Raw genomic sequence first — 15,496 nt, forward strand, 5'->3', positions numbered from 1 at the left:
AATTTTTCACCTGTGTACCCTGCATAAAAATAATCGCCGCACCCAAAATAAAAACTTTGGGAAAAACTATGAAATTAGCATCAATAGATATCACATTATTTGTGGTATATGTCGTCGCGCTCGTTGGAATTGCGTGGTGGGTTTCTCGTGAAAAGCAGGGCCACCAAAAAGATACAAACGATTACTTTCTTGCAGGCTCAAGCTTACCTTGGTGGGCAATTGGCGCATCACTTATAGCGGCCAATATATCAGCCGAGCAAATCATTGGTATGTCCGGCTCGGGATATCAATTAGGCCTCGCCATAGCTTCTTACGAGTGGATGGCCGCCATCACGTTGCTTATTGTAGGTAAGTTCTTTTTACCGATTTTTTTAAAGCACAAGATTTACACCATGCCTCAATTTTTAGAGCAGCGCTACGACCATCGCGTGCGAAAAGTCATGGCTATCTTTTGGCTAGGCGTGTATGTCTTCGTAAACCTCACCGCTGTGCTTTGGCTTGGTGCCCTTGCCATTACCACCATCGCAGGTGTGGATATGATTTACGGCATGATGTTCCTTGGCCTTTTCTCGCTAACCTATTCCCTTTACGGCGGTCTTAAAGCTGTAGCCTTGACCGACATTATTCAAGTGGTTTTATTGGTACTGGGCGGTTTGTTCCTTTCATATACTGCGCTGAACTTAATCAGTGACGGCAATGGCGCTATTCAAGGGTTCGTCGATTTAACTAACAAGTTGCCAGAGAAGTTCGACATGATATTGTCGAAAGACAATCCGCACTATATGGATTTACCGGGTATTTCAGTGCTGGTAGGCGGTATGTGGATAATGAACCTGTCGTATTGGGGCTTTAACCAATACATTATTCAAAGAACGTTAGCCGCAAAAAGTGTACAGGAAGCACAAAAAGGGATTGCCTTTGCGGCTTTCTTAAAGCTGTTAATGCCGCTTATTGTAGTGCTGCCTGGCATTGCAGCCGTGCTAATAGTGCCTGATTTAGCTAAACCTGACCAAGCTTACCCAAGCTTAATGACGCTTATGCCTGTCGGTCTTAAGGGGATAATTTTTGCGGCGTTAGTTGCGGCTATCGTCTCTTCACTTGCGTCAATGACAAACAGTGTCTCTACTATTTTCACTATGGATTTATATAAAGATAAGCGTCCTAACGAGTCTCAGCAGCACTACGTGAAAGTAGGGCGTATAGTGAGCTTTGTAGCACTGATAATCGCCATGATTGTTGCCAAGCCGCTATTGGGCAATTTCGACCAAGCGTTCCAATACATTCAGGAGTTTACTGGTTTCTTTACACCAGGTATTTGCGCGCTGTTCGTGCTGGGTATGTTTTGGAAGAAAACGACGGCGAACGGTGGTTTGCTTGCCGCGCTCGGCTCGTTTGTACTGAGTATTGTATTTAGACAAGTTTGGCCAGAACTACCGTTCATCGACCGCGTGGGTATCGTATTCCTACTTTGCGTTGCGCTTGCTGTAGTTGTTTCGCTTCTAGAGAAAAAAGGGGTCAGTGAAAACGCCGTTGATATAAACGATGTTGAATTTAAAACCACGAAAGGGTTCAACGTTGCATCAATAGCCGTAGTGCTTGTTACAGCAGCGTTTTACATTACCTGGTGGTAAAATTGATAGGGCGTATTTACTTCATACGCCCTTATCATACTTTATGAAAAACAACGCGAAAGTTCAGAAGACGCTGACAATAAATTTTGCTAAGTTCTAGAATGTGTTGCAGTTGGTAGCGTATAAGTGGGGCGAAAAACTTCAAATTTCCCCAATAAAATACGATATACTAACCGGCTAATATTCGATGAACTTTCGCGCTTGCTGATGTCTTAATTAAAAGAGTTATACAGCAAGCCACTAAAAACGTTACAGGAGACATCAATGGCAACGAAAGGCGTTAATAAGGTTATTCTTGTTGGAAACCTTGGCAATGATCCTGAAGTTAGATACATGCCTAACGGAAACGCCGTTGCGAACTTAAGCCTAGCAACTAGCGAAAGCTGGAAAGACCAACAGGGTCAGGTTCAAGAGCGCACTGAGTGGCACCGCCTTACAATGTACCGTCGCTTAGCAGAAATTGCCGGAGAGTACCTGAAAAAGGGCTCGCAAATTTACGTAGAAGGTAAATTGCAAACGCGTAAGTGGCAAGATCAGCAAGGTCAGGATAAGTACACCACTGAAATTATCGTAGATCAAATGCAAATGCTTGGCGGTCGCGGCGGTGATGGTGGCGGCGGAAACGGCGGTTACCAGCGTCCTCAAAACAACCAAGGCGGTTATAATCAAGCGCCAGCGCAAGGTGGTTACAACCAGGCTCCACAACAAGGTGGAGGCCAGCAAGGCGGCTATAACCAGAGCCAGGGCCAAGGCGGTGGTTATAATCAAGCGCCGCAGGGTGGTAACCCGTCACAGCCTAAGACTCCGCCTATGGCTGAACCAGACTTCGATTTTGACGACGATATTCCGTTCTAGTCCGTTTACCTGATACATATCACGTGTTAAAAATATTATAAGAGCCGCTTTATAGCGGCTTTTTGTTTTGAGCTAAGTTCGCTTAATTATGAGATTGATGCCCGCCATAGCTTCTCTCAATTATCTTAAAATGATTTCAGTATTCACCTATGCGGTTTACCAAATAAGCGTGAACAGCGAGCGTTTAAGATTCTCATGTAAGAAAAATCGGGTTTTACAGTGTCAGTAGTAGTAACAGTGGTGGCTTTTCTTTTGTTGTCCCTAAAGAGCGGCATGTTATTTGCCCAAACAGGTGGAAAATGTGAAGGTGAAAAATGCACTTTTCAAAAGCCTACAGTGACCTGGGTACGCCCACCAGAGCTTGGACTTGAAGGCAATGGTGTCAGCATTACAGCGGGCCCGCTTTACGACGTAATGGCCTATCTTTCTACATACTTAAATGGTTATGAACATAAGTTTGAAGTTTACCCAGTGAAGCGTGCATGGTCGCTAGTCCGGAATACGCATTCTTCTGAAAAAGTTTATTGCTTTTATGGGGCTGCCTATCAGAAGGAACGAGTAGAATGGGGATATTTCACCCAACCTACCTCTATTAACTTACCGCTACTGATCGCTGCTAAAAAAGCATTACATTCCTCCTCGAATAAGAAGTTAGTCGCCGGGCATGCTAACCCAATGTTGGGTTATTTTGAGTCCGTTTCATTGCGAACACTTCTTCGACAAAACTTGAGAACGGTGCTTTACGACGAAGTGAACAACGTTTATGCCGATACGGTCGAGCAATGGGCTACACCGAATAATGTGGTGCGTTTAAATGGTTTAGGGAAAGATTTAGGCATGCATACAATTGAGCTACTGGAAAGTGGCAGAATTGACTTTGGATATGTAGGTCACCGCGAGTTTTCAGTATTACCAAAAGAAGAGCTCGACGTGCTTCATGTTTATCAAATCAGCGAACTATCGCAAGAGTTAAGAGGAACAAAACGCGTACTTTGTTCTAAAAGTGAGCTAGGGCATATAGTCACTAATGCTTTAGATAATGCATTTACGGACATCATGTCTAACCCTAAGCAAAATCAAATTTTTAGAGACATCAATTTTGCAGCAGATGGATATCCTTTATTTTTTAAACCACTTTTCGATGAAAGGTGGAGTAAAGTTATGGTCAATTAATCATGCGATAGTACGGCTTCATTTGGAGCTCTACGAAAATCTATAGTTCAGCGTCACTTGCTAATCAGGTGAGTTAAAAAGTTATCTTACGTGACACCAACCCAATCCTTTTTACCAGTCGTCGCGCCTGAATAATTGGTGATCCCGAACTCCATTTCCAAACTCATCACTTTAGCGTGAGGTTGGAAATGGAGGAGATGCTTACGGTAACTTAGCTTATTCCATCTTCACCAGTGCAACTTTACCCACTTCAATGCCACGCCAACCGTTTTTAGGTGCGCGTTTGAGTGGTGGTAATATAAATTGAAGCCCTGTGATCTGGTGAATATCCAAAGGAGGTTGCTCGTCAAATGGCCCCATGGTAACTGGCATAAACATAGGGTACGCACGAGTTAATAAGGTCGCCGTGGGTTTTAGGGCCGAAACAGGAAGAATCAAGGTTTTCCATTCGTCACTTACAGTAAAATCAGTGCCGTAGGCCAGCCCATCGTTAGCAATAACGCCAAATTGCAACCGGTCGCTATTGCCTAATGAACGAACGCGTAGTGCAATAGCGTTATATTTTTTCAAGGTACGGTCTATCAAAGTGGCATTTTTAGGGAGATCCGTACGCAGTAATGGCCCACCAGATTGAAGGTTATCGTCAAAGACTTTGAGCGTAACTGTTTCGCCATCGGTGGTCGCCGAAGAGGCCGGCCAGCTCACCGTGTTTTGCGGTGGTACAAACGTCCCTCTCGCTTCGCTTGGGTTAAAGAGAAGTACTGGACTGCCTGCAGGTTGCAATATCGTGTGATAGTAAGCATTATTCGAGAAATCCCAATCCTGCGGTTTTCCACGTTGCTTACCAGGGTAAGTTACTGTGGTATTTCCGTCAGTAATGGTAAAGGCGTATTCCAATTTACCTGAGAGTTTCCACGTATTGTCATTCGGTAGTGTAACTTGATAAACCCCTTTATCTCCTTGTTGCATAGGCAAAGTAACGAAGTCACTGTGGCCCTCATAACGTACATTTAAGGTAACGAGGGGATTAGGCGTTACACTTTGCACCGTCGCACTAAAGGTCAGGGTATCACCAAGAGTCCGCTGACGTTGGGGTTGGTGAGTCACTATGGTTTCACCTGGTTTGATTGGCGGTAAGTAATAGGCCGAGTCTATGTCACCTGGTGGCTTTGCCTCTGATGGTGATAGCCAATATACCCCAGGCGTGACAACGAAATTACCTCCTGAAGCCTGAGACTGGTAGTTGTTGCCGTCGTTAACACCAGTCACCCCAAAGCGCTCGCCCAGACCGGGAAGGAAAAGAGTCATGCTATTGGCTTTAACTGACAACCGACTGACTTCTCGGTTAAGACTAGAGTTCTGATGTGGGTCTTGTAGATTGATCACATCGGGGAATACCTCTAATCGCCACTGCGAGTCTCCCAGTTTATCCAAGAAGTATGCACCGGAGCCCGTGTATTTAACCAGCTCAGATGATCCAACCCCTGCAATGTGAGTTAGGCTATCAACATCTTTAGGGCTGCGAGTGGTGCTGTTTGTGTAATAGAACTGTTTAGTATCATCAAACACGGCCAAGTCAGCGAGGTAGTCCAGTGTTGTATGATGAAATTGGTTACTCTGCGGGTAATCTGGAGCTTCATAGTCCTGAGGTAAATTACGAAACTCTTCACCGGCAATCATCAAACTTATTGCTTTCGCTGGCGTATACAATAAATTTAAGTAGTGAGTATTGTAGTCTGAGTTACTGTCTGCAATTACCGCAGGGTCGTAAGCAAACTGAGTGGCCCATTGAAACCCCGCGTCGCGAAAGCTGCGTGCCATCGCGGGGTACGTTACGCTATTTGTGATATCCGCCGCGTCAAATTCGTAAATCATGCGCGCTTTATCACTGCACCCGCTGATATCACTAAATGGGTTGGTATACGTTGAAACCGCAGGCAGTACATTGGTATTCAACGCACTGTATTTTAATAAACCAGTGGGATACCACTGATACGCGATACCATCTATTGACGTGTTACATACCGCTTTGGCAAAGTCTCTCTGGTCACCTTGTTCACTAATGTTATAGAACAAAGGCTTGGTAACACCTGCGTCTTTAACCGTTTTAATTAAGGTTTCGATATACGTCGCACTCTTTTGTGGAGCTAAGCGATGTTTGGGCTCATTAAAAAGCTCAAAGGCGATAATTTCAGGGTCGCTGCCAAGGGGTTGCCCAGTGTAGCGGTTTTTATGCGCCATAAACTGAGTCAGATAGCGCTGCTGGGCGGCAATAAGCGCAGGCTTTTCATTCATATCGTTTTTGCTGTAGCCCACTGCAAATCCAGGCTCAGCGGGATCTTGTTCGGGATAGCCCGTTCCCCACCATGCAATGGGAGTGATGATAGCGCGAATGCCATGCTCTTGAAGGCGCATCATCAAATAATCGAATAACTCAAGATATTCATTGTCGATGAGATTGCCTTCTTTGTCGCTGATGGCTTTGTCCCATACGTGAATGCGATAAGCATTTAGCTTAAGCCGGGTCATATGGTCCACGTCTATATCGATCGCGGCTTTGTGATCAATTCCACGCCGAGCGATAGCGCGATATCCATAGGCAAACGGCGCACTGTAGTTGGCACCAAACAAGTAGACTGGGTCGCCGTTGTCCCATAACAACCGGCCGTTTTCTACTGTCACGGGAGTAGGGGGTAACGTGGTATCGGTCAAACTTACTGCACTACTTAAGCCCGCTCTAGTTAAGCCCATAGTAGCCAAAACGATTGAGGTTACGAATATTTTTGAGAACATCTTAATTTTCCTACAAGTTAGGCTTCGCGATAGCCGTTAGGGTTAGACGACTGCCATCGCCAACTGTCTTTCACCATGTCTTCTAAGGTGCGGGTGGCTTGCCATCCCAGCACCTCTTTAGCGTGACTTGAGTTGGCGTAACACTGTGCCACATCGCCGGGGCGACGGGGAGCAATTTGATAAGGGATAGGTCGGTCACTTGCTTTCGCGTAGGCGTCTACCATCTCTAGCACTGAAACACCGCTACCCGTTCCTAGATTTAAGCAGTGACTGCCCGGTTTTCCATGCAATTGCTCCAAAGCGCGAACATGCCCTTCCGCTAAGTCACATACGTGTATATAGTCGCGCACTCCAGTGCCATCATTGGTGGGGTAGTCATCGCCAAATACGGCCAGATGAGAGCGCTTGCCCACGGCCACTTGTGCAATAAAAGGCATTAAATTATTTGGGATTCCACTTGGGTCTTCTCCAATCCGTCCGCAAGGATGAGCGCCCACTGGGTTAAAGTAGCGCAAAATAATACCGTTAAATTGAGCCGTGGCAGTCGCAAAATCTTGTATGATTTGCTCTACCATGAGTTTACTTCTGCCGTAGGGATTGGTCGCGCCGACGGGAAAGTCTTCCACAATAGGTACAGTTTGCGGGTCGCCGTAAACTGTCGCTGAAGAGCTAAACACTAACGTATGTACGCCAGCCTGATGCATAGTTTCTATTAAAGTCTGGCTGGCAGTAACGTTGTTTCGGTAATAAAGCATAGGTTTCTCAACAGATTCCCCCACTGCTTTTGAGCCGGCGAAGTGAATGACGCCATCAAAGGTGTGCTCTGAGAAAACACGTCTGAGCAGCTCTTCATCCCCCACGTCACCCTCATAATGAGGGATCTCTGTATTACAAATACCTTCTACCCGCTTAAGTGCTTCGGCGTGGCTGTTAGAGAAGTCGTCAATTACCACAACAGAATGGCTTGCTTCAACTAACGAGATACAGGTATGTGAGCCGATATAGCCAGCACCACCGGTGACTAATATATGCATGGGTCTTTCCTTACTTTTCAAGTGATAATGTTGCAGGTTTTAGACCTTTGGCAGTAACCGTGATTTTGGCGTTTTTAAGTGTTTCACCAATTTCAATTAATAAAGCGCCTTCTCCCTGAGAGGTGGTAATGGGGCTTTGATTTAATAATTTAATATCGCCTTCAACTTCAGCATTCAGCTCGATGTTATTTGTGCGAACAGGATTGCCCTTAGCATCTACCATTTGTGCGTATATAAATACTTTGTCTTTCACGTAGGGAGTAGGAGCAATACCTGAGGTGTCGAGTCGTAGCGTTAGCGCAGTGGCGTTCTCTGGCGTTGTGACACTATGACGAGCGACAATATTCTCACTAATTAGCGCTTCAGCACGCAATGTACCAGGCTCGAAGTTATCTATTGAGAAGGTAAAGGGAGGATGCGCTAAGTGCGTACTCAAAGCATCAGTGTCGGGGCTTTGCGTCGCAATTAAGCGATCGTTGAGGTAAAGCGCGACGCGCTCGGCATTTGAGAAAACGCGCACATTAGTGCTTGACGTTTCATCCCAATTACTTGCGATATACACCATGGGACCGCTTTCAAATTGCGGGGCGTGTTCGCCTGCATTCCGTTGACTTTGGAAAAAGTAATAGCTGAATTTAGGCTGACGATAAATACTGGCGATACCCGAAGCTTCAATGTCATCGGCATAGCCGCGGTTATAATCAAACATTACCCAGTAACCGTCTGCAAAGGCGGGTACGGTAAAGTTGTCATTGTGGGCTTCTTGAAGGTTCTTTGCCTGTTGCAGCAGGCGCTTTTCACCGCTATTTAGTAATTGACGGCTAGTACGCTCATCTTCCTGCAAATCTTGCCAGCTATCCTGATTTAAACCCGCGTTTTGCGCGTAATATTCCCAGTCCCCGTACTCAGATACAATGTAAGGGACTGTGGGTGTTTCGTAATGCTGAAGTCGGTGTTGACGGGCTTGTACAAAAATATCGTAGCCTAGTTCCCATCCTGCGGAATAGGCGCCAGGGTATTCGGCATGTACTGTATCAGATAGTGCTGCGATAAATTCGCCCGGCATGTCTGATTCGTTTAATGAGCACTCCCATGCAATGACGCTAGCGTGATTACGGTCTCGGCGTAGTAAATCAGCACACGCTTTTAAGGTATGAGCTTCGAACTCTTTAGTGGGGTTGTAATATTGCCAACCCAATATTGCATCCAGTAATACTAAGCCCAGTTCGTCAGCCGCCTTCATAAATGCTGTTGAGTGAGGGTAGTGGGACAATCGAACGTAGTCGAAACCCGCCGATTTGATTTTTACGGCATCGCGGTAATCAGCCTGAGCAGAGGTTGCGTAGCCGACAAACGGATATTCCTGGTGGCGGTTGACACCGCGAAGAAAGGTTTTTTCACCGTTTATCAGTAGCTCATTTTTATCATTGAAGACAAAAGAGCGAATACCGATGTTTCGCGATTGATGTTCTATAGTTGTATCGCCATGCGACAATACAGTGTCCAGTGTGTATAAGTTGGGGTGCTGAGGAGACCATAAGGCAGGTTCAGCTACTGTAATTAACTGATTAAAATGACGCTTTTCACCTGCCGGCAGGGTGTATTGTTGGCTTACCTCATGAACTTCACTTCCATCAAATGACAAAGTTTGGGTAAGGGTAAACGTTTTTTCTTCGCCGCTGGTGTTAGCTACATGCGTTTTAATGTTTACTTCAGATTTCACTTTATCTACAAAAGGGAAGGTTACAAAAACACCGCCACCGGCTACTTCGTTAGCGTGCATCTCATCAGTAATCATCAAGGTGTTTTTTACCAGAAGATTAACATCGCGATATAAGCCACCGTAGGTATTAAAATCAAGCAATGTAAGTGGCTTCGGGCCAGTCACGTCATTGTCACGGTTATCTAAACGAACGCGGAGGGTATTCCTTCCTAACACGAGGTAAGGGCTTAAATCGAGAGTAAACGGCAGATATCCACCTAAGTGAGTACCCACTTTCTCATCATTAAGCCAAACTTCTGTAGCATTCATTGCGCCCTCAAAACGAATCAACACCGCTTGCTCAAGCCATTCTGCCGGCACTGAAAACGATTTTTGATACCAGGCAACACCTTGCCATTGGTCGTTTACCACTTCAGGCTCTAACCGGGGAGTATGTGGAAGAGCAATGTTTTCCCATGCTTGGGTTATTTGCTCAGGCGTAAGCGCCTCATCCGCCTTCTTAAACTGCCAGTCTTGATTGAAAGGAACTACTTCACTTAGAAAAGGCGATGAAGAATGCGGTGGATTAGAAGAAGACATGAAGGGCTGGCACGCGCCTAACCACAACAGACAAAAGAGTAAAAAGCTAAATCGGGAAATAGAAGTCATTGCTCTAGCCTGGATGAAATCAAAAATAGACAAGCCTAGTTGGCTTAAACGCAAAAAGGCACTGCCCTTATTTGAAAGAGCAGTGCCGATACAACACATTTACATCGCGTATTGGAAGCCTAACAAGTAACGGCGTCCCCATTCAGCGTATTGACGTGGTCGGGTAGGGTCGTTGTCAAAGTATGACGTAGACGCTTCATTCGTTAGGTTCTGCCCTTGTAACATTACTTTGAAGTTTTCGGTCACTTCGTAGGCAATGCTGGCATCAACCGTGGCTTCGTCATCTATAGTGAAAACGGCACCTGGGTCCCAGCTACCTACGCTAGTGTATGCACTGCGGTAGTTATATGACACCTTCGCATCAATACCTGCTTTGTAATACCAAAGGGTTAAACTACCTACATTTTTAGATAAGCCCCCCATAGTCAATGGGTTGTTTTCAGGCTCAAACTCAGTCACATTCGTATCTGTATAGCTGTAGTTGGTATAAATCCCCAAGCCATCAAAAGGTTCTGGCAACATGTTAAACGCTTGCTGATACATCACTTCAACGCCGCGAATCTGGCCACCATCACCGTTCACTGGGCCGGTAAATTGGTAACTCTCACCATTGATATTAAGAGTATCTGTAGCAGCACCTACATGACTCTTTAGGTCTTTGAAGAAGAGTGACACGGTAAGAGCAGCATCTTCAGCAAAGAAATATTCATAGCCCAGGTCAACTTGATCCGCGATGAACGGATTTAGCTGAGGGTTACCGCCAGAAGCAGAGTTAACTGTAGAAGATGTATTAATTTGTAAGCCTGTACGCATTTCAATGAGTGGCGGACGAGATATAGCACGTGAAAGTCCAAAGCGAATTTGCGAATCGTCCGTAATGTCAAAACGTAAGTTTAGCGCAGGCAGCACCTCACTGTAGTCATGGTCAATCGATACCGCAGTTAGCTCTCCCCCGTCAGCTTGCTGGAAACCTGTTGAAGTAGATTCGGTATTGATGTAGCGCACACCTACATTACCTGTGTACGAGATACCGCCAATTTCACCTAACAGATTAAACTGAACGTACAATGCAGTATTAGTTTCTTGAACATTCCAGCTATTAAGTATATCGGCATTAGTCTGGGTATGCTGGTTGCGGTTATCTATCCCGCCAAACGCTTCCTGCGCTACTTCTGACCAATTTTTTATGCTGTAAAGCGCAGGGACGCCATAGCCTTCACCAAGCTCGTAAGTAAAGGCGTCTACATTGGCACTGCTATTGGCTACACTTTGTTGCCAGCTAACCACATCATTGTCTTTTTCTCTATCTGTCCAACGCCCGCCGAAGCTCATTGCATCAATAATTCCCCACTCGATAGGTCGAGAGAAATCAAGCTTGGCAGTGATCATTTCATCTTCTAACAGGCGGTCGTTGTCCACCTGCATATAATCAAGACCGTAATCCGTAACATCGCTCATGTCATAACCAGTGCCAATGGATAAGCGCTCAGCGGTAGTGTCCCAGCTATAGTCCATGCCGTTTGCATCAGCATCTGCATCCCAATACCAAGACTGAATGTTCACCCAGCGAGAAGTTATTGAAGCTTCTGAATAGCCAATGTCCGCATTTACCTTCCAAACGTCACCTAACCATTCAGCATTTAAGCCTGTACTGACAAGTTCGTTTTCTTGGAACCAAGTAGAATTATTTGCAGTGTGGCTACCGCCCCACAACATTCCACCTGCAACAATTTGTTCTGAACCATCGGGTTTAGTAATGATTTGCGGTGGGTTACTGGCATTTGCAACGTTCCAGTTATTTAAGCCACCCCAGTTACCCCAGCCGTCGAACCAGATTTGGTCTTCTCGTTCTTCAATATCAAATTTGGAATAAAAGAGGTCATACTTTAGCTCTAAACTTTCATTTGGTAGCCATTGAAGTACCGTCATTGCACCAATTCTCTGGTTGTCACCGCCTTTCGTAGCCGTCTGTGCTCCCCAAGGGGCCGCTTCAGGGATGCCATTACCATTAACATCACCCTGATCAGCCGGAACATTGTTGTATTCCCACGAGGTAACATCTTTTTGTAGCGAGGGTTGGTCTTGAACGGCAACGCCAAACGCAATACCAAATGTATCTGAAATAGGGTCGATATAACTGAAATTAGCGCGATAACCTTGGGAGTCGGCTGTGGGAATATCGTCAGCTAAAGGGTAACTCATCAAGTGCCCGCTGATGTTGACGGCCCTTTCATCTTTGGTCAAGGGTTCAACGAACTGCATGTTAACTAGGCCAGAGATACCCCCTTCAATATTACTTGCTAAAGGGCTTTTAAATACTTCAACTGAGCTAATAAGCTCCGCAGGGAATTGTTCATAACGAACACTACGACTTGGTTCACCGCTAACAATTTCTCGGCCATTCATGGTTGCAAGGTTAAGGCGCGGCCCCATACCTCGAATAGAAATCTGACTCGCGTTTCCGCGATCACGGTCTGCTGCAATACCCGGTAAGCGCGCGAGGGCATCAGTGATTGTCACATCGGGAAGTTGTCCCAGGTCATCCGTGGAGATAATTTCTACCGTCGAATCAGCTAACTTCTTATGCTGTAGTGAACGGGTTAATGTGCTACCGAAACCACGGACAGTGATAACTTCGGTTTCGCTGATATCAACTTGTTTATCAACATCGGCCGCTTCTTGTGCTGAAGCAATGCTGATATTTAAGCATTGCGCTACCGCAAGTGCAGTCAAACCTAACTTGAATTGTGTCTTCATTCTATTACCCCCAAGGTAAATTTTTTAATAGTGTCTTGAGTCGTGTCGAGTGTGTTTTTAGCGTCTTGGTAGGCGTTTGTAGGGATGGCTACCATAAACAGTAACAACTTTATAACATATTTGGGTAAACGTTTACCATAAAAATATTCAGAGAAATTGAATGTTTTATAGACGGTAATAAATAGTAGGCTGAAAACAAAGAATGCTGTCGAGGTGAGTTTGAGCGCTGCACGCTAGATTTTTAGGGCTCTACAATAACTTTTTGAATGCAGAGATTTTACTTAAATACAGAGCTTTCAAGTTGTTTGTAGAACGGTGCGGTATGGGAGGAAGGAAAACGATAATGCCCTAATAATAAATATTAGGGTTTATCGTTTTCCTTTGTGCCAAACAGGAGAGTCCTATTTGGTTTTCAGGGACGCTCTAATGCGATGCTCGCTACAAATTAGCTACAGCGGATGCGGGCAACAGCCGATTTCCAGCCGTCATAGGCTTGATCACGTTCTTGCTTGGTCAATCTTGGAGTGAAAACGCTATCACTCTTCCAACAATGGGTTAAATCGTCGATTGAATTGAAGACACCAGCCTGTAATCCTGCTAAGAAGGCAGCACCAAGAGCGGTGGTTTCCGTAATCTCAGGGCGCTCTACTTCAGCGCCCAATATGTCTGAAAGAAAGCCCATAACCCAATCATTACGCGACATACCGCCATCTACACGAATAGTTGTGGGGCGAGCGCCATCGCTTTCCATTGCTTTTTGCAGGTCCTTAGTCTGATAGCATACAGACTGAAGTCCCGCTGCAACGATTTCGCTAATGCCTGTGTCGCGGGTTAAACCTAAAATTGCGCCACGCGCGTCTGGATCCCAATAAGGCGCGCCCAGGCCAGTAAATGCGGGTACTAGAAACACGCCATTGTCTTCTCTGGCACGCTGCGCAAGTGCTTCTGATTCAGCGGCATCGTCGATAAGTTTTAAGCCATCGCGAAGCCATTGCACCGTGGCGCCAGCCATAAATATACTGCCTTCTAATGCATAGGTGGTTTTGCCATTAAGTCGGTAACCTACCGTGGTAAGTAAGCGGTTTTTTGATTGCAGGGGCGCATCGCCGGTATTTAAAATCATAAAGCAACCCGTTCCATAGGTACTTTTTGCCATACCTTTTTCAAAACAGGCTTGGCCTACCAATGCGGCTTGCTGGTCGCCTGCAACGCCCTGGATGGGGATGGCCCTACCAATAATCTCTTCTTTAATAACGCCGAAGTCAGCTGCACAATCCATAACTTCAGGTAACATTGAGGCAGGGATATTGAATTTACTTAATAGCTTTTCATCCCAACACTGGTTGTGAATATCAAATAACATGGTGCGCGACGCATTAGTCGCGTCGGTTTTATGCGATTCACCGCCGGTTAGACGCCAAATAAGATATGAATCCACTGTGCCAAAGAGCAGATCGCCGTTTTCTGCTTTCTCGCGGGCGCCTTCCACGTTATCTAATATCCATGCGATTTTCGTGGCCGAGAAGTAAGGGTCGAGTAAAAGCCCTGTTGCTTCGGTTATATAAGAAACAAACGCCTCGTCTTCGCTAAAATCACGGCAGTATTGTGCAGTGCGTCTGTCTTGCCACACGATTGCATTGTATACGGGTTTACCTGAGTGTTTATCCCATACCAAGGTTGTCTCGCGCTGGTTGGTAATACCAATGGCGGCGATGTCAGATGGAGCGACACTACATTTGTTAAAAACTTCTTTCAGAGTAGATACAACGCTTTCCCAAATCTCTTCGGGATCGTGCTCCACCCAGCCGTCCTTTGGATATTTTTGAGAGAACTCTTGTTGCGCAATGGCATCAATGCTGCGTTTCGGAGAAAAAATAATACTGCGAGAGCTTGTTGTGCCTTGGTCAATGGCAAGAATATGTTGTCCCATAAGGTCACTCCTGAAGATAGTTTTCGTAGAGTTTGCATTATTTACACGGGTTTAACAATGCTATATTTTCGAAAACGAACATTTCATGTTCGTTTAATCGTGGGAACTTTGTCTTTAAGCACGTATAATTAATTATAATTTTAAATTCATCAGGACTCGTAATGAACCAAACACAAAGACACGAAAAAATTGTTGGCCTTATTAAGCAGCATGGTTTCATGTCTATTGATGATTTGGTTAGTGCTTGCGACGTTACGCCGCAAACTATTCGACGAGATTTAAATCAACTTGCTGAAAGTGGCGTAGTGAGCCGTTACCACGGCGGGGCGGGGTTAAATAGAAGTTGGGAAAATACCCCTTATCAAGAGCGAAAGACCCAAAACAGTGAAGTGAAGGAGAAAATCGCCGAAGCTGTGGCGGCAATGATACCCGATGGTGCTTCATTGTTTATCAACATCGGTACAACCACAGAGATGATTGCTACAAAGCTGCTCAACCATAAAAATCTCCACGTTGTAACGAACAATATTCACGTTGCTACTATTCTTTCCGCCAAAGAGGATTTCTCTGTCATTATTGCTGCAGGTGAAGTGCGGTACCGAGATGGCGGAATTATTGGTGAGGCTACGTGCGATTTTATCAGTCAGTTTCGTATGGACTATGGCATTATCGGTATTTCGGGAATAAGTGCAGATGGCGCATTACTCGATTTCGACTTCAGAGAAGTAAAAGTTTCACAGGCCATATTGGAACACACCCAACACGTTATTCTTGCAGCTGACTATAGTAAATTCGAGCGTCGGGCTATGGTAGAGCAGGGGCATATATCTCAAGTAGACTGCCTTGTTTGCGACAAAACTCCTCCACCGGCTATCAGTGACATTATTGAAGAAAACAATATAGCTTTTGTTAAAGCTTGATTACCTACACCTAATACTGCGCTGCTCAGCCT

General features: G+C 45.4%; 9 protein-coding genes. 4 read left to right on the forward strand and 5 right to left on the reverse strand.

The genetic code is table 11. The annotated features are described in order from the left end of the window. The first annotated feature begins 68 nt into the window (after positions 1-68). The 3 genes from MADE_RS01120 (at position 69) to MADE_RS01130 (ending at position 3,659) form a co-directional block, all read left to right on the forward strand. Positions 69-1,631 carry a sodium/sugar symporter gene (locus MADE_RS01120; protein WP_012516752.1) on the forward strand — a complete coding sequence of 521 codons (1,563 nt, stop codon included), beginning with the start codon at positions 69-71 and terminating at the stop codon, positions 1,629-1,631. Between the two features lie 264 nt (positions 1,632-1,895). Then, on the forward strand, positions 1,896-2,486 hold the full coding sequence (locus MADE_RS01125; protein WP_012516753.1) for a single-stranded DNA-binding protein: 591 nt from the start codon (positions 1,896-1,898) through the stop codon (positions 2,484-2,486). Between the two features lie 219 nt (positions 2,487-2,705). Continuing rightward, positions 2,706-3,659, forward strand: coding sequence for a hypothetical protein (locus MADE_RS01130; RefSeq protein WP_023559479.1), 954 nt, complete (start codon positions 2,706-2,708; stop codon positions 3,657-3,659). A gap of 216 nt (positions 3,660-3,875) precedes the next feature. Here the strand turns inward: MADE_RS01130 and MADE_RS01135 are convergent, their stop codons facing one another. The 5 genes from MADE_RS01135 to glpK form a co-directional block, all read right to left on the reverse strand. After that, positions 3,876-6,452, reverse strand: a complete 2,577-nt coding sequence (locus MADE_RS01135) for a CIA30 family protein (RefSeq protein WP_012516755.1) — start codon at positions 6,450-6,452, stop codon at positions 3,876-3,878. A gap of 17 nt (positions 6,453-6,469) precedes the next feature. Further along, entirely contained in the window at positions 6,470-7,486 is a 1,017-nt protein-coding gene (gene galE / locus MADE_RS01140) for a UDP-glucose 4-epimerase GalE (RefSeq protein WP_012516756.1), read from the reverse strand. 10 nt (positions 7,487-7,496) lie between these two features. After that, on the reverse strand, positions 7,497-9,788 hold the full coding sequence (locus MADE_RS01145; protein ID WP_012516757.1) for a glycoside hydrolase family 2 TIM barrel-domain containing protein: 2,292 nt from the start codon (positions 9,786-9,788) through the stop codon (positions 7,497-7,499). A 168-nt stretch (positions 9,789-9,956) separates the two neighbouring features. Further along, positions 9,957-12,614 (reverse strand): TonB-dependent receptor, encoded by a 2,658-nt coding sequence (locus MADE_RS01155; RefSeq protein ID WP_012516758.1) that lies wholly within the window; start codon positions 12,612-12,614, stop codon positions 9,957-9,959. 445 nt (positions 12,615-13,059) lie between these two features. Beyond that, a complete protein-coding gene (glpK, locus tag MADE_RS01160) occupies positions 13,060-14,544 on the reverse strand; it encodes a glycerol kinase GlpK (protein WP_012516760.1) in 1,485 nt (494 codons plus the stop codon). Between the two features lie 161 nt (positions 14,545-14,705). On the opposite strand from glpK, the gene MADE_RS01165 reads away from it, so the two are divergent. Then, positions 14,706-15,464 (forward strand): DeoR/GlpR family transcriptional regulator, encoded by a 759-nt coding sequence (locus MADE_RS01165; RefSeq protein ID WP_012516761.1) that lies wholly within the window; start codon positions 14,706-14,708, stop codon positions 15,462-15,464. The last annotated feature ends 32 nt before the right edge of the window (positions 15,465-15,496 follow it).

Source organism: Alteromonas mediterranea DE (assembly GCF_000020585.3).
Lineage (GTDB): Bacteria > Pseudomonadota > Gammaproteobacteria > Enterobacterales > Alteromonadaceae > Alteromonas > Alteromonas mediterranea.